This window comes from Lacibacter sp. (assembly GCF_057361365.1).
Map to the genome: position 1 here is coordinate 58,130 of NZ_JBMQSG010000005.1, position 25,449 is coordinate 83,578.

Below are 25,449 nucleotides of genomic sequence, written 5' to 3' on the forward strand. Positions count from 1 at the left end.
CTAATGCAAGCAAAAAAAATGGATACAACAATTATTATTGCAGTGCTTGTCATTGGATTGGCAGCAGGCATCTTGGGCGGCATGGTGGGTGTTGGCGGCGGATTAATTGTGGTACCGGCACTGGTTTACTTTCTGGGCTTTAGTCAACATACAGCACAGGGAACTTCATTGGGTTTACTAGTATTACCTGTTGCTTTGTTAGGTATGATGAATTATTACAAAGCAGGTCATGTTGATTTTAAAGTTGTAGGATTACTTGCATTGGGTTTCGTTGTGGGAAGTTATTTTGGCAGCAAATGGAGTTTGAGTTTGCCGCAGGAAACCGTTAAGAAAGTATTTGCTATACTTTTATTTTATACCGCTTTTAAAATGATAGGCTGGGAAAAAGCAGTGGTGAGTTGGATAAAAAGTTTCTAGTTATAGTTTGTAGTTTTTAGTTGGAAGCATTAAACCTTTCATCTCAAATTCTTTTGATCATTCTTAACCGATGCGTTCGTTCGCCTGTTTCACTTTGCAGAATACCGGCGCCATCAATATTATCTATGCGTACTTTACCAGCAGCATGAATTATTTCATGGTCGTTCAATAACAATCCCACATGAATGATCTTTCCTTCTTCATTATCAAAATAAGCAAGGTCACCACAACGGGCTTCCTGCAAAAATCCCAAGTCCTCTCCTACCATTGCCTGGTTCGCTGAATTGCGGGGCAACTTCTTTCCAAAGAAACGCATCAACCCTTGTACAAAACCACTGCAGTCGATACCAAACACCGAGCGTCCGCCCCATAAATAAGCTGTATTCAAATACATAAACGCTACCTGCCTGATGCTTTCTTCATCAAACACATAGGCCCCTTCCATTACAAGTTTACTGCTGCTTTTAATTCTATGATCGCCCCATACTGCTTCCGCATTTTGTAAACCCGGAAGCGCACTGCCAAACGGCACATGCATGGGCACATCATTTACCAGTATAATACCACTCCACGTATTCACCAATGCTACCTGGTCTTGCAATGCAATCGCTTCGCTTACCTCGGCAAGTTGGCTGCGTAAACAATAACCGGTATAACCATCATACAAGCAAACGAGTTCCACCCAATCGCCATGAGCCGCCAACAACTCCACCGCTTCTCCAAATAATAACTGCGAGGTAATTTCCGATTCCTGTTGTGGTTGCCTGCGTACAGGCGCAACCGGTACTATGCAAAGCGCATTATTCATTTACAAAATTCATTTCTATGAATATATGGAATTTTGAGTGCCATTGCATCTCTTCAACAGAAATAACTAACTTGATCTCACAAACCTGTTTGTGAATACAACCTACTCCACCATACCCGACCAGGAATTACTCAACCGCTTTTATCAACATGGCGATAACAAATGGCTTGGATTATTATTGCAACGCTACACCGTGTTACTGTTTGGTGTGTGTATGAAATATTTGAAGAACGAAGAGGAAGCAAAAGATGCCGTGCAACAGGTATTTGAAAAAGCGATTAAAGAACTAGGCAAATACAAGGTTGATTATTTTAAAAGCTGGGTGTACATGGTGGCAAAAAATCATTGCCTGATGCAGCTGCGGGATAAAGGCAAATTGCCCAAAGAATTAAGTGAGCAGATGATGGCAACGCCTGCTGAAGATGTGAACCATACCGAACACTTGCAAAAAGATGAATTACTGGAACGGCTAACCGTTGCCGTTACCGAACTGATACCTGAACAACGTACCTGTATTGAATTATTTTACCTGCAGAAAAAGAGTTATACCGATATTGCCAGCAGTACCGGTTACAGCTTAATGCAGGTGAAAAGCTATATTCAAAATGGAAAACGTAACTTGAAAATGATTTTGCTGAAACAAGAGAACAATGGCCGATAAGCTGCTCGACATATTGAACCAGCGTGACGATCTCACGGAAGAGGAATTGCTTCAATACCTGCATGGAAATCTTACACCTGAAGAAAGAAATGCTGTTGAGCAACGCCTTGCTTCTTCTGATATGATGAGTGATGCAGAAGAAGGTTTACGTCTTGCTGATGAAAAGAAGATGCGGCATGCAGTGGCCGACCTCAACAAACAACTTTCAGTGCAGTTACAGCAGCAACGCCGCAAACGGAAACATAAGCCGATACCCAATCAGTCGCTGATTATCGTTACTACTTTTTTAATTCTTGTTTTGATCGTACTGGGCTTTTTAGTGATTTACAAAATGAAGAACGGGTAAAGCACTACAACAAACTTTTTTGACTTCATTCAATGAACAACAATATAAACATCCTCAACACCGAAATTCTTTCCAACAACTGGTACACGTTAAAAAAAGTAACCTATGAGTATAAACAGAAAGATGGAAAGGTACAGGTGCAGCAACGTGAAGCATACGACCGTGGCAATGGAGCTGCAATACTTCTTTACAATCTGCAACAAAAGACAGTGATCTTAACACAACAGTTTCGTTTACCAACTTACATCAACGGCAATGAAACAGGTATGCTGATAGAAGTTTGTGCAGGCCTGCTCGACCAAGACAATCCCGAAGACTGCATACGTCGGGAAACTGAAGAAGAAACGGGTTACAAAGTAAGCGAGATCAAAAAAGTGTATGAAGCATATATGTCGCCTGGATCTGTAACGGAAATTCTCTACTTGTTTATTGCAGCTTATGAACCTCAAATGAAAATTACAGAAGGCGGTGGTGTTGAACACGAACAGGAAAACATTGAAGTGCTGGAATTGCCATTTGAAAAAGCTGCCAACATGATTGAAACAGGAGAAATAAAAGATGCAAAAACAATCATGCTAATTCAATACCTGCAGCTAAACAACATCCTGCACTAACAATTTTCTGCAATTGGAAAGCAACGAAAAAGAAATAACTTAGATACTCTGTTTTTTCTCTTTCAAATACCCAGCCATGCGTAACCAAAGTTTAATATTTGCGGCCTTTACAGGATTGCTGTTGATTATCGCCTCCTGCAAATCAACTACAAAAGAAAATCAAAGTGAAATTCCAAAAATTCGTATTGAAAAAGTGCTTACTGCCGATGAGCAAAAAGCATTGACACCTGAAATGGTTTTAAAGAGTTTAAAGGATGGCAACTACAGGTATGCTCACCAGGATCTTACGGCAAGAGATCATTCTGCTATGGTGCGTGATGCTTCGCAAGGGCAATACCCAAAAGCAGTGATCCTTTCTTGCCTGGATAGCCGTGTTCCTGTTGAAGACGTTTTTGATAAAGGTATAGGCGACTTATTTGTTGGCAGAGTAGCCGGCAATTTTGCAAATGAAGATCTGCTTGGCAGTATGGAATATGGTTGCAAAGTAGCAGGTGCTAAGTTGGTTTTGGTATTGGGACATGAATCCTGTGGCGCAATTAAAGCCGCCATTGAAAATGTGCAGATGGGCAACATTACTGCCATGCTATCGAAAATAAAACCTGCAGTTGAACGCTGTGCTGATTATAACGGGAAGAAAACAGTAAAAGACCCTGCATTTGTTGAATACGTTGCCAAGAAAAATGTGCTGCACACAATTGAGATGATCAAAAAACAAAGTCTACTTTTAAAAGAAATGGCTGATAAAGGGGAAATAAAAATTGTAGGCGCATATTACAATCTGCATACAGGAGAAGTAAGCTTTCTCTAAAAGTCAGTACATTTTTCTATTTGCATAGTTGCGTGATCCAGGTACTATATTGCGGATGTTGTTGCAACAACTCTTCTTCTTTTGCCATCTCAAAATCAGCAAAATCAAAGCCGGGAGCAACGGTGCAACCAACTAATGAAAAGCTGTTTTTATCTGCCGGCTTAGAAGCAAACCAGCAATCAGCTTTTACCACTTGCTGAAAACGATAGCCACTTGCAAGATCATTACCCAACAACAATTGCTCTCCTCTGCCATCGGGATGAATAACATAAATATGCAATCCTCCACCTGTATAAAAGTGCCAGAGCTCATCACTTTTGATACGATGAAAGGCAGAGTAATCTTTGCCTTCCAGCAAAAAATAAATGGCAGTCGATATGTAGCGGTCTGCTCCAAATCGTTCCGGTAATGACGCTGCACTCAATCGTTCATCACTTACATATGTTTGTCGGTAATAACCACCTTCGGGATGCGGCTGCAATTGTAACGTCTTTATATATTCTGCTGCTGTAAATTCTATCATCATAAAACAAAGAAATAAAAAAGGCTGCAATGCAGCCTTAGAATTTTAATTGCCGGGATTCTTTTTTGCATGATCATCATCGCCATCGAACTTGTCTTTCACTTTGCCCCAAAGACCTGATGCCTTTTCCTTCAATCCGTCAACAACATCTTCGGCCTTGTCTTTAAACTCTTCGAACTTATCTTCGGCTTTATCCTTCAGTTCATCGAGCTTTTCTTCAGCCTTACCCGCATAATCCGATGCCTTTGCTTTCAGATCCTGCAAAGTATCTTCGGCTTTGTCTTTCCAACTTTGTTTGTCGTTGTCTGTGGCATTTTTGCTGTCTTCCATACTTGTAAGTTTTATAGTTAAAAAATCCGACAATTAAGTTACAAACAAAATAGCAGAGTTTATATCAGGATATTGTAAAGACCGTTTGTTGAAACCGCTCAATACTTGCCTGCTCTTCTTATCTTGCAAGCTATGTTCCTGAGATCGGTAACTATAACACAATTTAAAAATTACACGCACCAACGTTTTGGGTTTGATGAAATGATCGTGGCCATAACAGGAGCAAACGGCATTGGCAAAACCAATTTGCTGGATGCTATCCATTATCTATGTTTTACCAAAAGTTATTTTTCCGGCTCCGACAGTAACAATGTTCAACACGGAATGCAGGGTTTCAGAATTGAAGGCCATTTGCAGGAAGCTGTTGAAGAAACAGTGGTGAGTATCGTACTCAGAGAAACAGGAAAAAAAGAGATCAGTTGCAACGGAGTGCCGTATGAAAAATTTTCACAGCATATCGGCAAATATCCCTGCGTTGTTATTGCGCCTGATGATGTGGAACTGATCATTGGCGGCAGTGAAGAACGTCGCTTGTTTTTAGATACGTTATTATCGCAGTTAGATGCAATGTACCTTCAGCAACTGATCAGTTATAACAAAATACTGCAGCAGCGAAACAGCTTTTTGAAAAGTTGTGCCCAAACACAAACAAGAAATGATGCATTGCTCGATGTGTTAGATGAACAACTACTCGTTGCCGGGAATTACATTCATCAAAAACGAAAAGATTTTTTACCTGCATTTAATGACCAGGTATTGGCGTTCTATCAATCTATAGCCGGCAAAATGGAACCGGTAAATGTAAGTTATGAAAGCAAGTTACTTGAGCAGCCGTTTGAAAATTGGTTACAGCAATCTAGAGAAAAAGATCATTTATTGCAACGAAGCACAACAGGTGTTCATAAAGATGACCTGTTGTTTTTATTGAATCATGAAGGATTTAAACAAACTGCCTCGCAGGGTCAGCGTAAAAGTTTACTTTTTAGTTTGAAACTCGCTGAAGCCGAAGTGTTGAAACAACAGAAAGGTTTTGCCCCCATCCTTTTGTTAGATGATGTGTTTGAAAAACTGGATGCGGTGCGAATGCATAATTTGCTGGACTATGTATGCACAAAATTTGGCGGACAGGTTTTTCTTACTGATCCTTATCCCGAACGTATCATTACTTCTTTTGAAGCACTGGGGAAGAAAGTTCAATTGATTGAATTAAGTGAAGAATAGACAATAAGCAATTGGCAATGGGCAAAACTCAGAACTAAACAACTATAGAACTTGCCGATAAATGACCTAACTATAAACTACAAACTATAAACCATAAACAACCATTACCTTCGCAACATGGGTGAAATGAGTATACAGCAGGCAATGGAGCAGTTTCTCAAACAAAGCAAACTCAAGCAACGGGTACAGGCTTTTGAGATAAAAGATGTGTGGGCCGAACTCATGGGCAGCACCATTGCTAAGTACACCGATGATATTAAACTCATCAACCAACAACTCATCATTACTACCACTGTTGCTCCGCTTAAACAGGAACTACTTTATCAAAAAGAAAAAATCCGCAACCGCATAAATGAATTGTTTAACGAACATGCGGTGAAAGAAGTGATTATTAAATAAGCAAGATCCCAATCCCGGCAACTCATTCCTGAGAACTCTCATTCTTTTTACTAACCCCCATCACCTTTTTGCTGGCAACAATAAAGAAACTTTGAAACTGTCAATCAGATTTCAAACATCTAAAATAATTTGCCATGAGCTATACAACTGTTGCCCAATGCGGCACCGACCACCAGGAATGGTTAAAAGCAATTGATTTTTACGATAACGAACTGGACATTCTGGAAACACGCCTGGCGGAAGTTGCAGGTAAAAACAACGGCGAAGAAGCGATGAAAGGCGTAGAACATTTCCAGAATCAATTTATTATTCAACGCAACACAATCGACGAGCTGAGGCATAACATTCATGAACATGAACATAATGTCGTGCTCGATGTGCAAGCCCACGCCGGCCATGTGGACACACAACAAGTTACCCGCCACGACGCTGTTAAAGACGAATTTGAAAGCTTTGAAAAAGTTATAAACGAATTGAGAGATGAGTTTAAACTCTATCTCCTGAAATGGATGTAAGTCCATTTAAAATTACTGGCTGTGCAATAATTCGGTCAGCTGTTAATCGTTAAAAAAGAGCTGCCTTTCCAGGCGGCTCTTGAATTTTGTAGAAGCGCTGATCAGAATTTACCTTCGTCCACATCTTTCACAAAGTCAATCACACCGGTCATGAATACCTCCTGATCGTCCCACATGGCTAGGTGACTTCCATGGGGGCAATATAAATAACGACCCTTTTGAACCAGCTTGCTTTGCTCTTCTATTGCTGCCGGATCCATCGTGTCATGTTTTGCACCGATCATCAGCGTTGGTATTCTTATCTCCTTCAGCCTTGCCTTAATATCCCATTTCGCTAAACGGCCTGCAATACCAAATTCGCTCGGGCCCTGCATCAGTGTATAAATTTCTCCATTAACATGCTTCATGCTTCTGTTAAATCCATCGGGCCATTCTTCCAATCGGCACAAATGCTGCTTATAAAAATTCGGCAGCAATAATTCCATGTAACGTGGATTGCTAAAGTCACCCTTCGCTTCTATGCCTCTCACCTCAGCCAAAACAGTTGTATCCATTTGCTTTGCCAATACTTCCTGCGCATATTTTCCATATTCAGGAGCACTTGCCACCATGTTGGCAACAATCAATGCTTTCATATTGTGTTGATATTTCAATGCATACTCCATTCCTAAAATTCCACCCCATGAATTTCCAAGTACATAAAAATTTGAACTGTCAGCACCAATGGCTTTACGTACTTGTTCTACTTCTTCAACATATCGATCTGTTGTCCACAGACTACTGTCTTTCGGCTGATCGCTGTAGTACGATCCCAATTGATCATACTCATAAAACTCAAATCCTTCTTTTGGAAAAAAACTTTCAAAACATTCCATGTATTCATGCGTCATTGCAGGACCTCCATGCAACAATAATATTTTAATACGGGGATTATTGCCGAAACGTTTTGTCCATACCTTAAACGTACCAACAGGTGTTTGAATGGGAATCATTTTTACACCTGCCGATTGTACACCACTGTCGCCATAATTGAAATAATCTGCAACAGTTGGAGAAGTTGATTTTTCCTTGCAGGAAAAAATAGAGAAACCAGAAAGTAAAAGAAGAAAGAATCGCATATAGTTTGGTTTAGTTGTTCATTCAATACGTCAGAAGAGGACGTCAGAAGGTGAATACTCTGCACTTTCCATTTTCCGTTTTCCACTTTACCCTACTCTCACTCTCGGATCAACCATGCCGTATAATAGATCTGCAAGTATATTGATCAACACAAAAATAAAAGCGCTTAATAATACACTTCCCATCACAACAGGGTAGTCTAACTTCTCCAATGCATCAACTGTTACTTTGCCAATTCCCTTCCACCCAAAAATATATTCAACAAAAAAAGCACCTGCTAAAAGTTCAGCAAACCAACCGGTGACCGCTGTAATAACGGGATTCAATGCATTTCGTAATGCATGCTTCCAGATAACGGTGCGACTGCTCAACCCTTTTGCATATGCCGTGCGTACATAATCCTGGTTCAGCACATCAAGCATGGCACTTCGAGTCAACTGTGTAATAATGGCCAGTGGACGAATGCCCAACGTTAATGCAGGCAAAATCAAATTCTGTAATGTATAGTAATGATCCCCCGTTTGCACATCAATGTCAAACCAGCTACCGGTCATGTTCAGGCCCGTGTACTTACTCAATACGAATCCGAAGAAATAGGCGATGAGAATTCCCATAAAGAAAGATGGTGCGGAAATGCCGATGATGCTACTGAATACAGCTGATGTATCCATCCAGGTGTCTTTTTTTACGGCAGCGATTACACCCAAAAAAACACCCAACAAAGTTGCAAGTAACATGGCAGCCAGGGCCAGCATAATAGTGCCTGGCAATGCTTCAATCAAAACCTCGCCCACTTGTTTTTTTGTTTGATAACTTCTGCGCAAGTAAGGCCACTTAATCGCCAGCTTTTTTTCAGCACCGATAAACAAACCCTTCAATTGCTTTTTATCGATTTCTTCTTTGCTGTGAATGGCGATAGGCGACACATCATTTACATACAATACAAATTGTTTCCACTTCGGTTGATCGAGATATAATTCTTTCTTGATGTTAGCAATGGTTGCACTGTCGCCTGTTTGTCCCATCACCAGACGTGCAGGATCGCCAAAGCCCTGGAACATCCAGAACACTACGGTAACTACGCCCATTAATACGAGCAATCCATAAAAAAGTTTTCGAAGAAAATAAGTTCCCAACATATTAGCAGGGTTTATTTTACCTGGTCGAAATTTGCTGCACTCCATTTTCCTTCCACTACCGGACCGTTCATTTTATACAACGTCGGCACAGCACGTGCAGCCGTTTTAATAGCAGTTACATCACATGTGATTAACTGCATTTGGCTCAGGATAATATCTGATGCCAGAAAATCTTTCGCCATATCCGGTACGCTTGTAACAATAATCAGCTTTTGATTTTTTGCAAGCCTGCTCATTTGCTTTACCCATGCATCATTTGTGCTAAGCTTATTAAAATTCTGAAGAAACAATAAATAGTAAGTTCCTTTTTGTTCCAGTATATCCGATGAAATATCTGCTCCGTCGGGTGTTTTTAAATCAAAGTCTTTAATCTTGGGTTCATTGTTTTTCCCTTTTTGCACAAGCGTTTGCTTACGATCAACAAACTTCCATGTACTATCGGGCAAATTTTTCATTGAGAAAGCTTGCTGCTTGCCATCCTTTTCATACACAAATTCATATTCATATTTATCAGGCACGGCATCAGCAGGCAACTTTCTCAACTCAACAATATTGTTACCCTTTTTGAAAGGCAGGCAATCAACTACCGGTAAATATTTTAATGTGTACCATTGGAAAACAAATGCCAGCACTGCTGCGTCAAAAATGAGAAAGGCGTTGACCAGCTCTTTTTTGAATAACGGTTTTACCAAATGACTGTATTTGAAAATATAAGCTATCAACACAAGCAATAGAAGATCTTTCAGGAAAGACTGTTGCGGTGTTAAGGGCAAACAATCGCCAAAGCAACCGCATGATGCAAACTTAGCAGTACCATCGGGGTTTTTCGCAAGCCATGCATAACCTGTAAGGAATGTAAAAAAGACAATAAGCAGTAACAATAACCAGCTAAACATTTTCATGCGCCATCCAATGATCACCGCCACTCCAGCGATAATCTCAAACGCATTCATCAATACAGAAAGTGTTAATGTATAGTCATGAAAGCCCTGCACCCCCCAGGCTTCAAAAAACTCCTGCATCTTATAGCTTAACCCAAGGGGATCATTTGCTTTTACCAAACCGGAGAAGATAAAAAGAATGCCAACGAACCAACGGGAAAGTGTAAGCGATTTATTCATGTTGTGAATTGTTGTGGTGAATGGTCAATGGTGAACAAGCAATAGACAATCGGCAATTGGCAAAATCAATCCTACATCACACATCATAAATCATAAATCAGCCATCACCCATTATGCGTTCCTTCTTCAATCAAAATCAAACCAAAAATTGCATAATTGATAATGTCGTAGTAATTGGCATCAATCCCTTCACTCACTAATGTCTTGCCATCGTTCTGTAAAATCTGACGGATGCGTTGCAGCTTTGCCAGCATCAGGTCAACAAAACTTTCCTGGCTCATCTCACGCCACGCTTCACCGTAATCATGATTTTTATCGAGCATCAACAGTTGTGCTTTCGCAATTTTATCGTTATAAAGCTCCATTACTTTTTCAACGGACAACTCATCGCCTTCGCTTGGTGGCAATTCTAACTGCACTAATCCCATCACTGCATAATTCAAGATACCTTTAAATTCTGAAGCAATAGTATCGCCGATCTTTTGTTCTTTTTTCTCCTGGATGGTGCGTATGCGTTTTGCTTTGATATAGATCTGGTCAACAATAGAGATGGTGCGATACACCCGCCATGATGTACCATAATCGCTCGTTTTTTTCTTAAAGATATCCCTGCATTGATTTACTGCCTGCGTATATTGCTCGATCGTATTCATGAACGGTTGAAAATTGTTTCGTTAATTCGTGCTGAACTTTACTGCTATCAGCTAAGTTCCCAAAAATACAATGTACACACTCAACTGCAAAGGAAGATTATTAGTGCTGGACAAGCCTGTTGTAATGGGTATTTTAAACATTACACCCGATTCATTTTATAGCGGCAGCCGCATTAAACAAGATGAAGTATTGCAGAAAGCCGGCGACATGATCAATGCAGGCGCAAGCATTCTTGATATTGGGGGACAAAGTACCCGCCCCGGCAGCACACGATTATCGGCCAACGAAGAGCTTGAAAGAGTATTGCCTGTAATTGAAGCGATCAAAAAAGAATTTCCTTCGATGTTTCTTTCCATTGATACCTATCATGCAAAAGTGGCGAAAGAAACTGTAGCTGCGGGAATTGATATTGTTAATGATATCAGTGCAGGCGATCTGGATGATACCATGCTTTCAACTGTTGCAGCTTTGAAGGTTCCATTTATTGCCATGCACATGAAAGGAAACCCCGACAATATGCAACAGAATGCAACATACGAAAATGTAACAAGAGAAGTAATTGACTATTTCATTAAAAAAACAACAGCATGCAAAGCAGCTAGCATTGTTGATCTTATTCTGGATCCCGGTTTTGGTTTTGGAAAAACGATCACACATAATTTTCAATTGTTGAAAACAATGGAAGCGCTACAGATCTTCCATCTTCCCATATTGGCAGGACTCAGTCGCAAATCAACTATTTGGAAAACATTGCAAATAACTCCTGAAGAAGCATTGAACGGAACCACTGTTTTAAATACAATTGCCCTTTCAAAAGGCGCAAGCATTTTACGTGTACATGATGTAAGGGAAGCCAAAGAGGCCATAACACTTTTTGAAGCTTACAACAAAGCATAACCATTCAATCACGAAAGATTTATGTCATGAACATAAAAAAAGGAAACAGTAACTGTTTCCTTTTTTATTTATCGTGATCTGATTTGTTTATTGTTGTCCGTTTGGATTACCACCCGGTGCTGTTGGCGGAGCCGCTGGCTTGGGTGTAGTCACATCAATCAACTCAATTTCGAATACAAGACTTTCGTTTGCTTTGATTCGGGGAGGTGATCCTTGTGCACCATAAGCTAATGCAGATGGAATATAAGCTTTCAGTTTACCGCCTTTACCAATTTGCTTGATAGCATCTTCAAAACCTGCAATGCTGCCCGGAGGAACACTACCTAAAACAAATACATAAGGATCGAGGTGACCAAAAGTTGAATCAACATTTGAATCGAACTTAGTACCATCGAAACTTGTTCCTGTATATTTTACAGATACCTGCTGTCCGTCAACTGCTTTTTCAGGAGCACCAGGATTTAAAATAGTAACATAAACACCTTTTGCAGTTTTAGTTGCAGTGATGTTATTTTTAGCCAGATGATCCGCAATCACTTTATCGTCTTTCTTAATTTGCTCTAACGCACGGATTGAGTCTTTCACTCTTGCCTTTTCCATAATGGCAACACTTGCTTTATCCGCTTCTTCTTTTGTATCAAATACATCCAGTACTTTAAACGTAGTTACAATGAAGGCTCCTTTCTTAATAAAAGGAGGTAACTGGCCGCCTTGTGCCTGGCTTTGTTTAATAATGCTATCGGTTGATTGGCGAACAACTACGCTATCACCTTTTGACATTTGTGCAAAGATGGCATAATAGTCGGGAGGCAATGTTGTAGAATCGAAAGGAACGATCTGGCTCCCGGTTTGTGAAGGATCAGAAAGCAAAGTATCTTTTTCGGTGCCCTTGTAACGGGTTTCACCAAACTGTAATTCAAAGAATTTACCAGCAGATACTTTTTTCCCTTTGCTTCCGGGAACGATTTTATACAGCAAGCCGCCCTTTGTCTTTTTAAAAGAACCGCCACCGCAACTCGCCAGCACCGTTACTGCCAGCAGGGCTACAAAAATTGATTGAATTGTCTTCATTGTTTGTTTTTAAAACGTTTCTAACTGCGATTTATAATTATGAATAACTTCTTTAAAATGTTTGAGGGTGGTTTCAAGACTATCGTCGGTTTCGCCACCGGCTGCGTTGAAATGTCCCCCGCCATTAAAATGAGTGCGGGCAAAAGTATTACAATCAAAGTCTCCTTTGCTGCGGAAGCTCCATTTTCTTTTTTCGTCCCTGTCTATTACAATACAGGCCAGTTTTATGCCCTGTATGCCCAAAGGATAATTCACCAAACCTTCCGTATCGCCCGTTTTGATCTGGTAGCGGAGCAAATCCTGCTTGGTCACCCAAATAAGCGCTGTGTTCAACTGGTAATCAATTTCCATGCGGTTACTCAGCACGTGCCCAATAAAACGGAACCTGTTCTCCAGGAAATTATCGTAAATGTTTTCGTGGATGGTGGTGTGCTCAAGCCCCCGGCGTTTAAAATCGGCAGCCATTTCAAATACACTGGCGCTGGCCGATGAGAAACGGAAGCTTCCCGTATCGCCAATGATGCCGGCGTATAAACACCTCATCATGTCCATGTTTAGCTTTTCGGCGTGGCCGCTGTTAACGATGAAATCGTACACCATTTCGCAGGTGGAGCTCTTGGTTACATCACTCACGCCAAAAGCAAATACTTCGGTTTGCGGCTCACGATGATGATCGATAAGCACACGCCTGGCTTTAGCATCACCCACTACTTGCGCCATCCTTTTTAAACGGTTTAACGCATTGAAATCGAGGCAAAAAATCCAATCTGCCTCATTTATAATTGTATTGCTCTTATCGATGGTTATTTCGTAGTTCAACACTTTTTCACAGCCGGGCATCCAGTCGAGGAAAGCCGCCCAGTTGGTTGGTGAAATCACCTGCACCGTGTGGCCAAGTTGTACCAGTAAATGATAAAGACCCAGCGAAGAACCCATCGCATCCGGATCAGGTTTCTGATGAGTTGTGATAACCACCTTAGCAGGTGTATTCAGCAGAGGGTATAGTTCGTTTATTACTTGCATATGAGCGGTTGCAAATGTAGGGGAAATGAAGGAGTTCGGATTGAGGAGTTGGGATTAGTAATTCAGCATCTGTAAACCCCCAATTCCAAATACCCAAATCCTAAATCCAATTTTAGCTCAGCAAATTCCTTCTCTCTCCCTCACCCTGCTTCCCTATCTTTGCGGCGCAAAAAACAAGATAAACATGAGCAATCGTACGTTTACAATGATCAAGCCCGATGCAATGAAGAACGGTCATGCCGGCGCTATTTTAGACAAAATTATTAAAGCTGGTTTCCGCATTGTTGCGCTAAAGCAAACAAAACTTACTGCTGAAACTGCGGGTGCATTTTATGCAGTTCATAAAGAGCGTCCTTTTTATGGAGAGCTTGTTGAGTTTATGAGCAGTGGTATCATCATCGCAGCTATTCTTGAAAAAGACAATGCTGTTTCTGATTTCCGCACACTTATTGGTGCAACAGATCCTGCAAAAGCAGATGAAGGAACAATCAGAAAATTATTTGCAACATCAGTTGGTGAAAACGCAGTGCACGGAAGTGATAGTGATGATAATGCAAAAATTGAAGGAAGCTTTTTCTTTAGTGGATTAGAGCAGTATTAATCAACTTTTTTCTCTCTAAGTATTCCCTCTTATTCAGAAGAAATAAGAGGGAATTTTTTTATGCTGATCAGGAGTTTACTCGCAATTCTGTTTTATACTTGTGCATCCTAAAAATCACATCAACATGAAAAGCATTTTTGTATTGCTCTTGTTCGCTACCCTATGCACTCAAACATCCGCACAAAAAATTCCTTCCTTCGGAAAAATTGACAAAGAAGAATTTGCCTCAAAAGAATGCAGTTACGACAAAGAAGCAACAGCTGAATATTTACTCGACGTTGCACAAGTGCGTTATTACCTTACATCATCAAGCTTCGTAAATGAAACAACCACACGCATTCGAATTAAAATTCTGAATGAAAAGGCTATTGAACTTGCAAATATTCGCTTACCGTTTTACAGTGCAGGTAATCGTCAGCGCATAAGGAGTATAGAAGGACAAACTTTTAACTTGAATGCAAATGGTGAAGTTGAAGTAAGCAAGCTGGAGAAGAAATCAGTGATGGAACAAAAACTTGACGAGGATTATGATATGATGGTTTTTACCATGCCGAATGTAAAAGTGGGTAGCGTTATTGAATATCGCTATGAACACAGCAAACAAAATTATATTGAAATTGAAGACTGGGTATTTCAGCGCTCCTTGCCTGTTCGTTATAGTGAGTATAATGTTGAAATTCCAAAAGAACTTGAGTTTACATACATGATCAAACGCTCCTTACCGGTTAAGGAAAGCACAGAAGGTATCAATCAAACAAAGCGTTTTATCATGACCAATATTCCCGGGCTTGATACAGAACCCTTCATGAGCAGCAGAAAAGATTACCTGCAACGTATCGACTTTCAACTGAGATCATATAATGGTCAGCCGCAAATGACAACCTGGAATAAACTAACGGAACAATTGCTTGAAGAAGACAGGTTTGGAGTTCAGATCAAGAAAAACGTTTACAAAAACACAACATTACCCGGCGAATTAAAATCAATTACTGATCCTTATCAAAAACTTGTAACCATTCTCAATTATGTAAAAAAAGAAATTACCTGGAATGGCAAATCATATTTCGTTACAGATGAAGGCGTAAAAAATGCATTAGAAAAACATAGTGGCAACAGTGCCGATATGAATTTATTATTGATCAGCATGCTTCGTGATGCCGGATTAAAAGCTTACCCGGTTTTGGTAAGCACGAGAGATAATGGAAAAGTAAATTCAACTTACCCGTTTCTTTACCAGTTTAACGATGTGTACGCTTACGTAGAAATAAATGAAATGCCATTTGTGATAGATGCCACAAATTACAGTAATCCTCCTTTCTTAATTCCATGGGATGTGCAGTTTACTGAAGGCTTTCTTGTTGATGAAAAGCTGGCACAATTCATTCCCTTAGGCGACATTAAACATCGATTCCGGTTGGTATCTTCTATTTTGGGAGAGATCACTGCTGAAGGTAAAGTGAATGGAACTGCCAACGTTATAGCTTACGAGTATGCAAAAAACCGTCGTGTAGCAGCCATAAGAAAAGGAGAAAAAAATTACCTGGAAGAATACTTCACAGAACCACACCCTGAATTTAAATTTGATTCGCTCACGTATAAGAATGAAAAGAACGATAGCTTACCATTAGAGAATCTGGTACAATTTCAGGGTAACCTTGCAAGCAGTGGAGATTATTTATTCTACTCTCCCAATTTTTTAATGGAACTGGAAACAAATGATTTCCTTTCCGACAAGCGATTTACTGATATTGAATTTGGGTACATTCAGTATTATAATATGTTCACTACTCTCCGTTTCCCCCAAGGTTTCGAATTGGAAGAATTACCCAAGAACATCCGGATGATATTACCAGATACCAGCATTTCACTTCAACGATTTGTAAGCAAAAACGAGAACAGTATTTCCATGCGTTATACGCTTGAGATAAAACGCCCGACTTATTACGCTGATGAATATCCCGATTTCAAAACTTTCTATGCGAAGCTGTTTGAGATGTTGAATGAGCAAATTGTATTCAAAAGAAAAACCACACCTAAGCCATGAGAAAACTAAATGTACTCCTGCTGTTTGTTTTACTATCCGCCAATGGATGGGCGCAAACGCTCCTCAACTACTCTTCCTTAAACCTGCCCGACAGTTTGAAAAAAGATGCTGATGCAGTTTATCATTTGGAAGAAAATGTAGTTGAAATTGAATCACCTACTAAGATGATCATCCGCTCACATACCATTGCAACTGTATTAACCAAAGCTGGTCTTCATCATTCTGTTGTAAGAATTGGAGTAGACAAACTTCGTAAACTGGAGGAGGTTACCGTTAAAGTGTATAATGAGCTTGGAATTGAAATTTCACGTTACAAGAAAAAAGATTTCAAATTAGAAGGAGCATACGATGGCATTACACTCGCATCCGACGACAAATTATATGAACTTGATTTCCCCGTGCCCGGCACACCTTGCACTATTGAAACTGAATACGAATTAAACTGTTCAGGTTTCATTGATATACCTTCCTGGTATTTTGGCAGCACAACCGAATCGTTTAAGACAAGCAGGTTTGTAGTAAAATCTGTTATACCTATAAAACACAAGGCATACAATTTTAACGGTGAACCGGTAGTTACAACCGACGGAAAGAAAACAGTTTACACCTGGGAAATGAACAACAAAACTGTTCCTCAAAAAGAAACCGGCTCATACGGTCCCCGTGTATCGTTGCCATTGATTGATGTGTCACCTCTTCAATTTAGTTATGATGGCTATCCGGGATCACTGGAAAATTGGAAAGAGTTTGGGAAGTGGACCTATTCGTTTTACGAAGAACAAAATCCGTTTAAGCCAGAACGTGTAGAGTTTTTTAAATCGCTTATAAAAGATGCAAAAACAGAACAGGAAAAAATTGCGATTCTTTACCGCTACATGCAAAAAGATTTTCGCTATGTAAGTATTCAGTTTGGCATTGGTGGGTTTAAACCTTTTCCAGTAGCTTTTGCTGAACAAAAAAAATACGGCGATTGTAAGGGACTTACCCATTACATGAAAAACGTATTGAACGCAGTAGGAATTAAAGCGCATGCAGCATTGATCAATGCCGGCACTAATCAGTACCCTGTTGATCCGGCCTTTGCTTCAAACAATTTCAATCACGTAATTCTTTGCGTGCCGCTGAAAGGAGATTCGATGTGGCTTGAATGTACCAGCAAACAAACACTTCCCGGCGAACTTGGAAACTTTACAGAAAACAGGAACGCATTATTGCTTACAGAAAATGGCGGTGTGCTTGTAAATACTCCAACCAGCAAAAGCATTTCTAATAAATGGATTTCAACAACTGATGCTGAATTATTTGATGACGGGGCTGCCGTTCTCAGCAGCAGGTTATTTGTATCGGGTGAGTTCTGGCAATATGTGGATGCATACGTGAATGGACAAACAAAAGATGACACCAAGAAAGCATTGGTGAACGCATTTGGTTATAAAGCACCTGATGACCTGTCGGTGAAAATTCTTTCTGATTCAGCCGATGGACATTTAGTAGAGATAAAATTGGCTTACTCACAGTTTTACGATTTTAAAGCTGGAGCAAAGCACTTTTATCCATTACGCCAATACAAATTAAACGACGAAACCATTAAACCTGCCGAAATAAGGAAACACGATTTCCTGTTTAATTACCCTTACGTTAAAAAAGATCATATTACATACAAGCTTCCTGAAGGGTTTGTAAACGAAACGTTGCCTCCTGCAAAAGAGCTGAAGAATGAATATTTAAATTACCAGAACAATATTAAGTTGAATGAAGGCAAAACGCATATGACTGTTACAACCGAGCTTCGGTTGAACAAGCATATTGTGTCTCCCGATAAGTTTAATGAAGTAGCCAACAGTTTCGAGGCCATAAAAAAAGACGAAGGACAAAAAATCGTTCTGAAAAAAGGATAAAACAAAGCCCCCGGTTAGCGGGGGCTTTTTGTATGCAGTTGGTAAAGGTTCCGGGAAACAAATGCTCTTTATTTGTAAACACTGATGCAGATACTAACGATCAGCGCCAATGAAAAGAATACTATAAACAATGCAAAGGGAACATCTTTACGGGTGTAAACCGGGATTGTTTTTTCAAAGCGTTTCATAGAAAATGGTTTTTAATAGTTTAAGAGGTCTTGTAAATTAACGATTTTCTCCTGAAATCCTTGTATTTACAGGGGTTTTCATAGAATGTACTACAAATCACGTACAACTACGTGCCTATAAAAGCTTTTTCATAAGCCAATCGGTTTGCAAATCGGTGCCCAGCAAAAACTGATGTTCACCAAACCGCTCGAACCCCCAATTTTTATAAAACGCAATTGCCCGTTCATTTTTTTCCCATACCCCCAACCAGATAAATTTCATTTGCAGTTCGTTTGCTTTGCTGATGCACTCCTGCATCAACGCCTTCCCTACTCCTTTTCCAATTGCTTTATTTAATGCATAGATGCGAGCTACTTCAATTGCTTGTTCATGTGCAAGATTATTTTTTAATCTCAGCCTTGCATAACCCACCGGCTCATCGTTTACATAGGCAACAGTAAAAATCCCTTCACCCATTTCAACTTCTTTCATGAGCGCTTCTTTGGTAAACTGTTCGTTCATGAAAATATCTATATCTTCTTTGGTATTGTCTTTCGCAAATGCTTCGTAAAAAGTAGTGCGACTGATATCGGCAATTAATTCTGCGTCGGCGGCTGTTGCATATCGAATTGTGACTAAACTCATACCTTTTTGTTGAGAAGTTAAATTACTTGAATTCCGCTTCAATTGATAACAAAATTTATCTTAGCTACACTCAATCATTAACATGGATAGAAATTACTGGGAACGCATTGCACCAAACTACAACGAAGAAATTTTTGATGTCTTAAAGAATGATACCAGTGGAAAAATTGTAGGAGCTATTGAAGAAGTTGCATCAAAAGAAAAAACAGTAACCGATATTGGCTGTGCCATTGGCAAATGGATACCCTTGCTGGCAACTGCGTTTAAATATGTGGTGGCCACTGATATTTCCGCTGTTAATCTTGATATAGCTAAAGAGAAATGTAAAGATTACACCAACGTTGAATACCAACGGATGGACATGAGTGCCTACACATTAACAGTAACGCCATGCGATGTGGCTGTTTGCATTAACGCCATCTTAACCGATAATTTAAAAAAACGTATCAACTTTTTTCAATCGCTCAATATTTGTTTGAACCAGGGAGGCACGCTCGTGCTTGTTGTTCCATCACTTGAATCTAAACTCTACACCAACATCATTGCACATCGCTGGAATGTGGATGATGATCACAAAGAAAAAATTGAATCGGTGGAGAAAGCATATGCACTGGCGAAGAACATTAAACAAGGGGTTACAGATATTGACAATGTACCTACCAAGCACTACCTGAAAGAAGAATTAGAATTGCTTTTAAAACTTGATGGCTTCACGGTTGATCGTGTAGAAAAGATCAACTATACCTGGCAAACAGAATTTAACAATCCTCCCAAATGGCTGGAAGATCCATATCCATGGGATTGGATGTGCGTTGCACGGAAAGATTAAGAAGAAACTATCTATCCTCCCTTAATCCTTACCGTTAGCTGTATTGAATGTTTTTCTGTGAAATAATGCAAATCTTTCTCCTTTGATTTGGCTGGGAATTGCTATAACTTAATGTTAACTCCCATCCTATCTCAACACTACCCTCTCTTTATTCACATTTAAAACAACAAACATGAGAAAGATTTTTCTTCTCTGCCTGCTTGTTCCCATCATTGGAATGAGCCAGAACAACGTAGTGAGTACATTCAGAGTATTTCCCAAAACCGACAAATTACTGGAGTTCGAAAAGGCATTCGCCTCGCATGCGCAAAAGTATCACGCAGGCGACTGGAAGTGGCGTGTGTATGCCATTGAAAGCGGGCCCGACGCCGGGGGCTTTCATGTTACAGAAGGGCCGTTGAGTTGGGATCAACTCGACAAGCGTGGCGACATCAGCGCAGAGCATACAAATGATTGGGCTAAAAATGTATCTCCTCTTACAGTCGATCGTGGCACATCGGGTTATTCATCTTTCAATTCTGATTTAAGCAATGTTGCACTTACTGATTACAGCGATAAAATCATCATCAACCATATGTATGTTAAGCCGGGCATGATCGGGGAAGCAAATGAATTGGTAAAGAAATTGAAAAAAGTTTGGGTTGCAGGCAACGAAAGTGTTGCAGTTTATACATCAACTATATCCGGCCCGCCACAAATAGTTACCGTAACAAGGTTAAAACAAGGGTTGAAAGAATTGGCTCCTGGTTTTCGCAAACCAATGCCTGATCGTTTTGACGAAGCACATGGCGCAGGTGCGTGGAATTATTATCTCGCAGATTATGCCAAAGCCATTGAAAGCAGATGGAGCGAACTATTGACATTTCGTGCTGATCTTAGTTCAAAGTAGAATACTTAACTCTTAATTTTTAAAAAATCAACACCATGAAACCGATACTTTTTAAAAACAGGGTATGCTGGTTATTCATCATCATACTATTACTTCCTTTACAGCAAATTGCTCAGATATCAGTTTACCAATACAGGCATGTTCCGGCTGATAAAGTTGAAGAGTTCATTAAACGTGAAACAACATACTGGAGCAAGGTTGCACAAAAAGCCGTTGATTCAAAAAAAATGCAATTCTGGGGACTATTTGAGAAAGTGGGTGGTTATGATTTGCCTAACTCATCTAATTTTCTATTCATTAACGGCTTCTCCAATATGGATTCGGCCTGGAGCGGCGATACATTTGATCCATCAAAACTATTTCCGAAAGTTCCTTACAGCCAGATGGAAACTAATTCATTTACAACCGTTACAAGTGAAGTTTTTTTTCATGGTGAAGACTGGGCCGAAGCCAAAGGAGTTAATCCTGCAAAAGATTTCAATTATGTAGTGATGAATTATCATCTTTCTGAAAGTGCAGGAAATTTTATCAATGCAGAAAAAAATATCTGGAAACCTTTTTTGCAATCGGCAATGGACAAAAAACAAACACAGCAACTTGGCTGGGGTAATGCCACTGTACTTTCACCAACCGGTGGCGATATGAAATTCAATACGATCTCCTACGATCTATTCCGCACTTTGCAGGATGCGCTGCTCACACCGTGGGATCCTGCTACTGTTTTCCCCGATAACCTTAACTTGATAGGCAACATGCGAAAACAGGAAAGTGCAAGAGTGATCTACAGAGTTGTAAAAGTTGTGTCGAACTAAAAAACCTCTCCTTCACTCCCTAAAAGGAGAGTCCATTGCACAGCCCTCGCAACTATGGACTCTGCAAAATAAAAGCTCTCCGAAATTCGGAGAGCTTTTATTAAAACAATCTTTTGAACAAGCATGAGCTGTGCCAGGCAAGTCTCACTTTAGGGATAACCGAAGAATGAAGGTTAAGAGCGAAGCTCAGAGGGTTACATTCTCAATCACCATTGCACTGGCGCCACCACCACCGTTGCAAATACCTGCGGCACCATATTTCGCATTATTTGCTTTCAACACATTGATCAATGTAACAATAATGCGTGCGCCACTTGCACCCAGGGGATGACCAAGCGATACTGCACCACCATGCACATTTACTTTTGTGGGATCAAGATGCATACGTTTGGTGTTTTCAATGCCCACCACTGCAAATGCTTCGTTTAATTCCCAATAAGCAATATCACTCATTTGCAATCCTGCTTTGGCAACTGCTTTTGGAACAGCTAATGAAGGCGTTGTTGTAAACCACTCAGGTGCCTGTTCTGCATCAGCATAAGAAAGAATTTTAGCAATAGGTTTCAATCCCAACTCGTCAGCTTTTTCTTTGCTCATGAGTAGCAATGCAGCGGCGCCATCATTCATTGTACTTGCATTTGCTGCAGTAACTGTTCCTTCTTTTTGGAAAGCCGGATTGAGTGTTGGTATCTTATCAAATTTTACATTGTAAGGCTCTTCATCTTTTGCAAACACAACCACTTCGCCTTTGCGTTGCGGAATTTCAACCGGCACAATTTCATTATCAAACAAACCTTTTTCCCATGCTGCCTGGGAACGTTTATAACTTTCAATTGCAAATGCATCCTGGTCTTCACGACTAATGCCGCATTCCTTTGCACATAACTCAGCAGCATTGCCCATTGCCTTTCCATCATACACATCTGTTAAACCATCTTTCGCCAAGCCGTCAATAAAGTTGGTATTACCATATTTATTTCCCCAACGCATACTGTCAACATAAAAAGGAACATTACTCATGCTTTCCATTCCACCTGCAATGATAACATCGGCATCACCCAGCATAATACTTTGTGTAGCCTGCGCAATAGCTTTCATACCACTGGCGCACACTTTATTTACCGTTGTACAATTTACTTCGTTGGGTAAGCCTGCAAATTTTGCGGCTTGTCGGGCAGGTGCCTGTCCAAGATTTGCTTGTATAACACAACCCATCAAAACATCCTGCACCTTATCTTCTTCAATACCTGCTTTTTGCAAAGCGCCTTTAATAGCAATAGCTCCTAATTGTGTAGCGGTTAAACCTTTTAAACTGCCGCCGAAACTACCCATAGGCGTACGAACAGCTGAGATAACATATACTTCTTTCATATAGCGTTTTAGATTGAGGGGCAAAGATAACGATTGTAAGTTTTTAAAACAGCATGCCATTACTCTATATCAGACGCCCACATAATGACATCCCGAAAGTCTGACTTTGCATGTTCAGTTAAACGAATTACTTTTCCTAAATCTCCCTTTGCTAATTTCAAAATCGCCAGTCGGGTAGCTTCTACATTAATTTCTGCGGCGGCCATCACGTGAGTTAAATTGATTGAAGCAAGTTGAGTCGTTACCAGGATGCTTTGCTCCTGATTAAAATCCCGGCGAATAATTGCGAGTATGTTGTCTGTCATATTCGGCTTAAATTATTTAAACTTTCAACTTCAGTTACACATTTTTTTTATGCAGCGCTTCTGAATCAAAACTTATTCCCTCCCAACCTGTCACCATAAAATTGCGGATGTTGGCATGATTTGTTGCTTCAGGATGTTGCAAAACATCCACACGATAATAATTGCCAAAGCAAGCCAATGTTTCTTCCTTACTTAAATTTTGAAGTTTGGCAAATGAAAATAATTTGCAGGAACCTGAATTAGTTCCTGCATCATTTATGGCTGTGCCGTTGGTAAAACGAACAGGCGTAAAATCATAATGGACGTCAATTGTTTCAATGGTATCAGTAAAAGAAATGCTTCCGGGATTTCTGCGGAGTTTGCTTAAAAAATCGTCAATGCGCATATTAGAATTAATTTGAAAAATGTGAGTTGCGAAGATGGAGAGAAAACTGTGAATGATAAAATCAGGATATTTTGGCCTGACCTTTGATTTATCCTGTAAAACACGAGCATGGAAAAGCGAATATTGGGGATCATTTTATCCTTGCTGGGCGTTGGCGGAATTTTGTATGCTGCCTTTGCCTTTATCAATGGAGGAACAGGCACTACAAACATTAAACTCATTATTGCATTTGGCATAGTGGGTGCCATTTTCTTTTTCGCCGGTATTGGACTGGTGCGTAATACACGTGATAAGCCAACCTAGTCGTCGGCTATTTATTACATAAGAATCAGGCGCAAGCCTTTCGCTTATGCATCAATTCATCGGGTTGGCAACCTTTCGAAGGTTGCCAACCCTTTTCATTTCCGCCTCTTCGCCGCATAAAATCCTACCTTCGCCGCTATGCAACAACAACCCGAATGGCTGAAAGATGCGCTGAACAATCTCAATATCAAAGCGCTTAATCCAATGCAGGAAGCTGCACTGGATGCTGCAGCCAAACACAAAGATCTCATTCTGTTATCGGCTACAGGCAGCGGCAAAACGCTTGCTTTCCTCTTGCCATTGGTTGATGAGTTAAAACAAAACCCCACTGTAACCACTACTATTATTATTGTGCCTTCACGTGAACTGGCCATGCAGATCGAAACTGTATTTAAAAGTTTACAACTTAATTTAAAAGTTACCTGCTGTTATGGTGGTCATAAACGTGAGATAGAAGAAAATAATCTGAAACAAGCGCCTGCATTGTTGATCGGCACACCTGGCCGCTTAGCCGATCATATTCGCCGGGAAAATATTAATACTGCTACTATTAAAGCGTTGGTGCTTGATGAATTTGATAAATCACTTGAACTTGGCTTCCAGGAAGAGATGTCGTTCATTATTGGTTCTCTGCCCAATATTGAAGAACGCATGCTTACCTCCGCTACCATGATGGAAGAAATTCCAGCGTTTGTCGGTTTAGAGCAACCGGTCACCATTGACTTTTTAAGCGGCAATGAAGACAGCGATACAGGTCTTGCAATTAAAACATTGCAAAGCCCGGAGAAAGACAAGATCGAAACATTGTTTCGTTTGATCTGTATGTTGGGCAACCGCTCAACGATTGTATTCTGCAACCACCGTGAAGCGGTTGAGCGTACCAGTGAGTTATTGAAAGAACGGGATATTGTAAATGTGTTTTATCATGGTGCCATGGAACAGCGTGACCGTGATGCAGCTTTATGCAAATTCCGTAACGGCACATCGAATGTATTGGTTACTACTGATCTTGCAGCACGTGGTTTAGATATTGCCAACATCCGTTACATTGTTCACTATCACTTACCGCACACAGAAGATTCATTTACGCATCGTAACGGCCGCACTGCCCGTATGGAAGCAAGCGGTACAGCCATTGTCATTCTTGGCCCCGATGAAAAAATGCCTGTGTATGTTCCTTCCGAAGCAGAAGCAATTGAACTACCGGAAAAAGCGGAGATACCCGAAAAACCAAAATGGACAACACTGTTTATTGCTGCAGGTAAAAAAGACAAAGTGAATAAAATTGATATTGTTGGATTCCTCAGCAATAAAGGCGATCTGAAAAAAGAAGATATTGGTTTGATTGAAGTGAAAGATTTTTTTGCTTTTGTTGCTGTAAAAAAGATCAAAGCCAATCACACACTCAACCTGATCAAAGACGAAAAGATAAAAGGGAAGAAAGTGAAAATTGCTGTAGCGAAATAGGCGGAAGGCATAAGGCAAAGGGCTCAAGGCGAGTGCAGATTTACTGCTGCCATGTCTTCCCTCAAC

The 25,449-nt window shown here is 40.3% G+C and carries 30 protein-coding genes; 17 read left to right on the top strand and 13 right to left on the bottom strand.

Annotated elements, in window-relative coordinates; translation table 11 throughout:
• Nucleotides 1–3 precede the first annotated feature (3 nt).
• A complete protein-coding gene (locus tag ACO1QW_RS02250; protein WP_486255292.1) occupies nucleotides 4–417 on the top strand; it encodes a sulfite exporter TauE/SafE family protein in 414 nt (137 codons plus the stop codon).
• Nucleotides 418–460: 43 nt separating this feature from the next.
• Here the strand turns inward: ACO1QW_RS02250 and ACO1QW_RS02255 are convergent, their stop codons facing one another.
• Nucleotides 461–1,225 (bottom strand): C40 family peptidase, encoded by a 765-nt coding sequence (locus ACO1QW_RS02255; RefSeq protein ID WP_486255294.1) that lies wholly within the window; start codon nucleotides 1,223–1,225, stop codon nucleotides 461–463.
• A 91-nt stretch (nucleotides 1,226–1,316) separates the two neighbouring features.
• Between ACO1QW_RS02255 and ACO1QW_RS02260 the strand changes: the two genes are divergently transcribed.
• The 4 genes from ACO1QW_RS02260 to ACO1QW_RS02275 all read left to right on the top strand — a co-directional run bounded on the left by ACO1QW_RS02260 (nucleotide 1,317) and on the right by ACO1QW_RS02275 (nucleotide 3,654).
• A complete protein-coding gene (locus tag ACO1QW_RS02260; RefSeq protein ID WP_486255296.1) occupies nucleotides 1,317–1,886 on the top strand; it encodes an RNA polymerase sigma factor in 570 nt (189 codons plus the stop codon).
• On the top strand, nucleotides 1,876–2,232 hold the full coding sequence (locus ACO1QW_RS02265; protein ID WP_486255297.1) for an anti-sigma factor: 357 nt from the start codon (nucleotides 1,876–1,878) through the stop codon (nucleotides 2,230–2,232). Before ACO1QW_RS02260 ends, ACO1QW_RS02265 begins: the two co-directional genes overlap by 11 nt.
• A 32-nt stretch (nucleotides 2,233–2,264) precedes the next feature.
• The gene (gene nudK / locus ACO1QW_RS02270) at nucleotides 2,265–2,846 is read left to right on the top strand and encodes a GDP-mannose pyrophosphatase NudK (protein ID WP_486255299.1); all 582 of its coding nucleotides are present in this window, start codon (nucleotides 2,265–2,267) and stop codon (nucleotides 2,844–2,846) included.
• 76 nt (nucleotides 2,847–2,922) lie between these two features.
• Nucleotides 2,923–3,654: a carbonic anhydrase family protein gene (locus ACO1QW_RS02275; RefSeq protein ID WP_486255301.1), complete on the top strand. Its 732-nt coding sequence runs from the start codon at nucleotides 2,923–2,925 to the stop codon at nucleotides 3,652–3,654.
• 16 nt (nucleotides 3,655–3,670) lie between these two features.
• On the opposite strand, the gene ACO1QW_RS02280 is transcribed toward ACO1QW_RS02275, so the two are convergent.
• Complete coding sequence (locus tag ACO1QW_RS02280; RefSeq protein ID WP_486255302.1) at nucleotides 3,671–4,180, bottom strand: cupin domain-containing protein; 510 nt, start codon at nucleotides 4,178–4,180, stop codon at nucleotides 3,671–3,673.
• 42 nt (nucleotides 4,181–4,222) lie between these two features.
• Complete coding sequence (locus tag ACO1QW_RS02285; protein WP_486255304.1) at nucleotides 4,223–4,507, bottom strand: hypothetical protein; 285 nt, start codon at nucleotides 4,505–4,507, stop codon at nucleotides 4,223–4,225.
• Between the two features lie 132 nt (nucleotides 4,508–4,639).
• On the opposite strand from ACO1QW_RS02285, the gene recF reads away from it, so the two are divergent.
• The 3 genes from recF to ACO1QW_RS02300 all read left to right on the top strand — a co-directional run bounded on the left by recF (nucleotide 4,640) and on the right by ACO1QW_RS02300 (nucleotide 6,642).
• Nucleotides 4,640–5,728, top strand: a complete 1,089-nt coding sequence (gene recF / locus ACO1QW_RS02290) for a DNA replication/repair protein RecF (protein ID WP_486255306.1) — start codon at nucleotides 4,640–4,642, stop codon at nucleotides 5,726–5,728.
• A 126-nt stretch (nucleotides 5,729–5,854) separates the two neighbouring features.
• Nucleotides 5,855–6,127 (top strand): DciA family protein, encoded by a 273-nt coding sequence (locus tag ACO1QW_RS02295; protein WP_486255308.1) that lies wholly within the window; start codon nucleotides 5,855–5,857, stop codon nucleotides 6,125–6,127.
• A 134-nt stretch (nucleotides 6,128–6,261) separates the two neighbouring features.
• The gene (locus ACO1QW_RS02300; RefSeq protein WP_486255309.1) at nucleotides 6,262–6,642 is read left to right on the top strand and encodes a hypothetical protein; all 381 of its coding nucleotides are present in this window, start codon (nucleotides 6,262–6,264) and stop codon (nucleotides 6,640–6,642) included.
• A 101-nt stretch (nucleotides 6,643–6,743) separates the two neighbouring features.
• Here the strand turns inward: ACO1QW_RS02300 and ACO1QW_RS02305 are convergent, their stop codons facing one another.
• The 4 genes from ACO1QW_RS02305 to ACO1QW_RS02320 form a co-directional block, all read right to left on the bottom strand.
• Nucleotides 6,744–7,760, bottom strand: coding sequence for a proline iminopeptidase-family hydrolase (locus ACO1QW_RS02305; RefSeq protein WP_486255311.1), 1,017 nt, complete (start codon nucleotides 7,758–7,760; stop codon nucleotides 6,744–6,746).
• Nucleotides 7,761–7,847: 87 nt separating this feature from the next.
• Nucleotides 7,848–8,900: an ABC transporter permease gene (locus ACO1QW_RS02310; protein ID WP_486255312.1), complete on the bottom strand. Its 1,053-nt coding sequence runs from the start codon at nucleotides 8,898–8,900 to the stop codon at nucleotides 7,848–7,850.
• 11 nt (nucleotides 8,901–8,911) lie between these two features.
• Nucleotides 8,912–10,021, bottom strand: a complete 1,110-nt coding sequence (locus ACO1QW_RS02315; RefSeq protein WP_486255314.1) for a BT_3928 family protein — start codon at nucleotides 10,019–10,021, stop codon at nucleotides 8,912–8,914.
• 104 nt (nucleotides 10,022–10,125) lie between these two features.
• A complete protein-coding gene (locus ACO1QW_RS02320) occupies nucleotides 10,126–10,674 on the bottom strand; it encodes a DUF1599 domain-containing protein (protein ID WP_486255315.1) in 549 nt (182 codons plus the stop codon).
• Between the two features lie 70 nt (nucleotides 10,675–10,744).
• On the opposite strand from ACO1QW_RS02320, the gene folP reads away from it, so the two are divergent.
• A complete protein-coding gene (gene folP / locus ACO1QW_RS02325; RefSeq protein ID WP_486255316.1) occupies nucleotides 10,745–11,572 on the top strand; it encodes a dihydropteroate synthase in 828 nt (275 codons plus the stop codon).
• Nucleotides 11,573–11,659: 87 nt separating this feature from the next.
• Here the strand turns inward: folP and ACO1QW_RS02330 are convergent, their stop codons facing one another.
• Together ACO1QW_RS02330 and ACO1QW_RS02335 are read right to left on the bottom strand one after the other, a co-directional pair.
• The gene (locus ACO1QW_RS02330; RefSeq protein WP_486255317.1) at nucleotides 11,660–12,643 is read right to left on the bottom strand and encodes an FKBP-type peptidyl-prolyl cis-trans isomerase; all 984 of its coding nucleotides are present in this window, start codon (nucleotides 12,641–12,643) and stop codon (nucleotides 11,660–11,662) included.
• Nucleotides 12,644–12,652: 9 nt separating this feature from the next.
• Nucleotides 12,653–13,666: a DHH family phosphoesterase gene (locus tag ACO1QW_RS02335; RefSeq protein WP_486255319.1), complete on the bottom strand. Its 1,014-nt coding sequence runs from the start codon at nucleotides 13,664–13,666 to the stop codon at nucleotides 12,653–12,655.
• Between the two features lie 184 nt (nucleotides 13,667–13,850).
• On the opposite strand from ACO1QW_RS02335, the gene ACO1QW_RS02340 reads away from it, so the two are divergent.
• The 3 genes from ACO1QW_RS02340 (at nucleotide 13,851) to ACO1QW_RS02350 (ending at nucleotide 18,209) form a co-directional block, all read left to right on the top strand.
• On the top strand, nucleotides 13,851–14,267 hold the full coding sequence (locus ACO1QW_RS02340) for a nucleoside-diphosphate kinase (protein ID WP_486255320.1): 417 nt from the start codon (nucleotides 13,851–13,853) through the stop codon (nucleotides 14,265–14,267).
• Between the two features lie 124 nt (nucleotides 14,268–14,391).
• Nucleotides 14,392–16,311, top strand: coding sequence for a transglutaminase family protein (locus ACO1QW_RS02345; RefSeq protein WP_486255322.1), 1,920 nt, complete (start codon nucleotides 14,392–14,394; stop codon nucleotides 16,309–16,311).
• The gene (locus tag ACO1QW_RS02350) at nucleotides 16,308–18,209 is read left to right on the top strand and encodes a DUF3857 domain-containing protein (RefSeq protein WP_486255323.1); all 1,902 of its coding nucleotides are present in this window, start codon (nucleotides 16,308–16,310) and stop codon (nucleotides 18,207–18,209) included. The genes ACO1QW_RS02345 and ACO1QW_RS02350 overlap by 4 nt, the downstream gene beginning before the upstream one ends.
• 303 nt (nucleotides 18,210–18,512) lie before the next feature.
• Here ACO1QW_RS02350 and ACO1QW_RS02355 read toward each other — a convergent pair whose 3' ends face one another.
• Complete coding sequence (locus ACO1QW_RS02355; RefSeq protein WP_486255325.1) at nucleotides 18,513–19,022, bottom strand: GNAT family N-acetyltransferase; 510 nt, start codon at nucleotides 19,020–19,022, stop codon at nucleotides 18,513–18,515.
• Between the two features lie 82 nt (nucleotides 19,023–19,104).
• On the opposite strand from ACO1QW_RS02355, the gene ACO1QW_RS02360 reads away from it, so the two are divergent.
• From ACO1QW_RS02360 to ACO1QW_RS02370, 3 genes are all read left to right on the top strand, one after another.
• On the top strand, nucleotides 19,105–19,851 hold the full coding sequence (locus ACO1QW_RS02360) for a class I SAM-dependent DNA methyltransferase (RefSeq protein WP_486255327.1): 747 nt from the start codon (nucleotides 19,105–19,107) through the stop codon (nucleotides 19,849–19,851).
• Between the two features lie 172 nt (nucleotides 19,852–20,023).
• Nucleotides 20,024–20,740, top strand: coding sequence for a hypothetical protein (locus ACO1QW_RS02365; RefSeq protein ID WP_486255329.1), 717 nt, complete (start codon nucleotides 20,024–20,026; stop codon nucleotides 20,738–20,740).
• Nucleotides 20,741–20,775: 35 nt separating this feature from the next.
• Nucleotides 20,776–21,552, top strand: a complete 777-nt coding sequence (locus ACO1QW_RS02370) for a hypothetical protein (RefSeq protein ID WP_486255331.1) — start codon at nucleotides 20,776–20,778, stop codon at nucleotides 21,550–21,552.
• Nucleotides 21,553–21,738: 186 nt separating this feature from the next.
• On the opposite strand, the gene ACO1QW_RS02375 is transcribed toward ACO1QW_RS02370, so the two are convergent.
• The 3 genes from ACO1QW_RS02375 to ACO1QW_RS02385 are packed head-to-tail and all read right to left on the bottom strand — an operon-like array spanning nucleotide 21,739 to nucleotide 23,613.
• A complete protein-coding gene (locus ACO1QW_RS02375; RefSeq protein WP_486255333.1) occupies nucleotides 21,739–22,923 on the bottom strand; it encodes an acetyl-CoA C-acyltransferase in 1,185 nt (394 codons plus the stop codon).
• Nucleotides 22,924–22,982: 59 nt separating this feature from the next.
• Nucleotides 22,983–23,228: a hypothetical protein gene (locus ACO1QW_RS02380; protein WP_486255335.1), complete on the bottom strand. Its 246-nt coding sequence runs from the start codon at nucleotides 23,226–23,228 to the stop codon at nucleotides 22,983–22,985.
• Nucleotides 23,229–23,262: 34 nt separating this feature from the next.
• Nucleotides 23,263–23,613, bottom strand: a complete 351-nt coding sequence (locus tag ACO1QW_RS02385; RefSeq protein WP_486255337.1) for a HopJ type III effector protein — start codon at nucleotides 23,611–23,613, stop codon at nucleotides 23,263–23,265.
• A gap of 108 nt (nucleotides 23,614–23,721) precedes the next feature.
• Between ACO1QW_RS02385 and ACO1QW_RS02390 the strand changes: the two genes are divergently transcribed.
• Both ACO1QW_RS02390 and ACO1QW_RS02395 read left to right on the top strand, forming a co-directional pair.
• Nucleotides 23,722–23,916: a hypothetical protein gene (locus ACO1QW_RS02390; protein WP_486255338.1), complete on the top strand. Its 195-nt coding sequence runs from the start codon at nucleotides 23,722–23,724 to the stop codon at nucleotides 23,914–23,916.
• Between the two features lie 138 nt (nucleotides 23,917–24,054).
• Complete coding sequence (locus ACO1QW_RS02395; RefSeq protein WP_486255340.1) at nucleotides 24,055–25,383, top strand: DEAD/DEAH box helicase; 1,329 nt, start codon at nucleotides 24,055–24,057, stop codon at nucleotides 25,381–25,383.
• The last annotated feature ends 66 nt before the right edge of the window (nucleotides 25,384–25,449 follow it).

Bases quoted from the DNA above. Each gene is read 5' to 3' on its own strand.
- ACO1QW_RS02250 (WP_486255292.1), top strand. From the start codon at position 4: ATGCAAGCAAAAAAAATGGATACAACAATTATTATTGCAGTGCTTGTC.
- ACO1QW_RS02255 (WP_486255294.1), bottom strand. From the start codon at position 1,225: ATGAATAATGCGCTTTGCATAGTACCGGTTGCGCCTGTACGCAGGCAA.
- ACO1QW_RS02265 (WP_486255297.1), top strand. From the start codon at position 1,876: ATGGCCGATAAGCTGCTCGACATATTGAACCAGCGTGACGATCTCACG.
- nudK (WP_486255299.1), top strand. From the start codon at position 2,265: ATGAACAACAATATAAACATCCTCAACACCGAAATTCTTTCCAACAAC.
- ACO1QW_RS02275 (WP_486255301.1), top strand. From the start codon at position 2,923: ATGCGTAACCAAAGTTTAATATTTGCGGCCTTTACAGGATTGCTGTTG.
- ACO1QW_RS02280 (WP_486255302.1), bottom strand. From the start codon at position 4,180: ATGATGATAGAATTTACAGCAGCAGAATATATAAAGACGTTACAATTG.
- ACO1QW_RS02285 (WP_486255304.1), bottom strand. From the start codon at position 4,507: ATGGAAGACAGCAAAAATGCCACAGACAACGACAAACAAAGTTGGAAA.
- recF (WP_486255306.1), top strand. From the start codon at position 4,640: ATGTTCCTGAGATCGGTAACTATAACACAATTTAAAAATTACACGCAC.
- ACO1QW_RS02295 (WP_486255308.1), top strand. From the start codon at position 5,855: ATGAGTATACAGCAGGCAATGGAGCAGTTTCTCAAACAAAGCAAACTC.
- ACO1QW_RS02300 (WP_486255309.1), top strand. From the start codon at position 6,262: ATGAGCTATACAACTGTTGCCCAATGCGGCACCGACCACCAGGAATGG.
- ACO1QW_RS02305 (WP_486255311.1), bottom strand. From the start codon at position 7,760: ATGCGATTCTTTCTTCTTTTACTTTCTGGTTTCTCTATTTTTTCCTGC.
- ACO1QW_RS02310 (WP_486255312.1), bottom strand. From the start codon at position 8,900: ATGTTGGGAACTTATTTTCTTCGAAAACTTTTTTATGGATTGCTCGTA.
- ACO1QW_RS02315 (WP_486255314.1), bottom strand. From the start codon at position 10,021: ATGAATAAATCGCTTACACTTTCCCGTTGGTTCGTTGGCATTCTTTTT.
- ACO1QW_RS02320 (WP_486255315.1), bottom strand. From the start codon at position 10,674: ATGAATACGATCGAGCAATATACGCAGGCAGTAAATCAATGCAGGGAT.
- folP (WP_486255316.1), top strand. From the start codon at position 10,745: ATGTACACACTCAACTGCAAAGGAAGATTATTAGTGCTGGACAAGCCT.
- ACO1QW_RS02330 (WP_486255317.1), bottom strand. From the start codon at position 12,643: ATGAAGACAATTCAATCAATTTTTGTAGCCCTGCTGGCAGTAACGGTG.
- ACO1QW_RS02335 (WP_486255319.1), bottom strand. From the start codon at position 13,666: ATGCAAGTAATAAACGAACTATACCCTCTGCTGAATACACCTGCTAAG.
- ACO1QW_RS02340 (WP_486255320.1), top strand. From the start codon at position 13,851: ATGAGCAATCGTACGTTTACAATGATCAAGCCCGATGCAATGAAGAAC.
- ACO1QW_RS02345 (WP_486255322.1), top strand. From the start codon at position 14,392: ATGAAAAGCATTTTTGTATTGCTCTTGTTCGCTACCCTATGCACTCAA.
- ACO1QW_RS02350 (WP_486255323.1), top strand. From the start codon at position 16,308: ATGAGAAAACTAAATGTACTCCTGCTGTTTGTTTTACTATCCGCCAAT.
- ACO1QW_RS02355 (WP_486255325.1), bottom strand. From the start codon at position 19,022: ATGAGTTTAGTCACAATTCGATATGCAACAGCCGCCGACGCAGAATTA.
- ACO1QW_RS02360 (WP_486255327.1), top strand. From the start codon at position 19,105: ATGGATAGAAATTACTGGGAACGCATTGCACCAAACTACAACGAAGAA.
- ACO1QW_RS02365 (WP_486255329.1), top strand. From the start codon at position 20,024: ATGAGAAAGATTTTTCTTCTCTGCCTGCTTGTTCCCATCATTGGAATG.
- ACO1QW_RS02370 (WP_486255331.1), top strand. From the start codon at position 20,776: ATGAAACCGATACTTTTTAAAAACAGGGTATGCTGGTTATTCATCATC.
- ACO1QW_RS02375 (WP_486255333.1), bottom strand. From the start codon at position 22,923: ATGAAAGAAGTATATGTTATCTCAGCTGTTCGTACGCCTATGGGTAGT.
- ACO1QW_RS02380 (WP_486255335.1), bottom strand. From the start codon at position 23,228: ATGACAGACAACATACTCGCAATTATTCGCCGGGATTTTAATCAGGAG.
- ACO1QW_RS02385 (WP_486255337.1), bottom strand. From the start codon at position 23,613: ATGCGCATTGACGATTTTTTAAGCAAACTCCGCAGAAATCCCGGAAGC.
- ACO1QW_RS02390 (WP_486255338.1), top strand. From the start codon at position 23,722: ATGGAAAAGCGAATATTGGGGATCATTTTATCCTTGCTGGGCGTTGGC.
- ACO1QW_RS02395 (WP_486255340.1), top strand. From the start codon at position 24,055: ATGCAACAACAACCCGAATGGCTGAAAGATGCGCTGAACAATCTCAAT.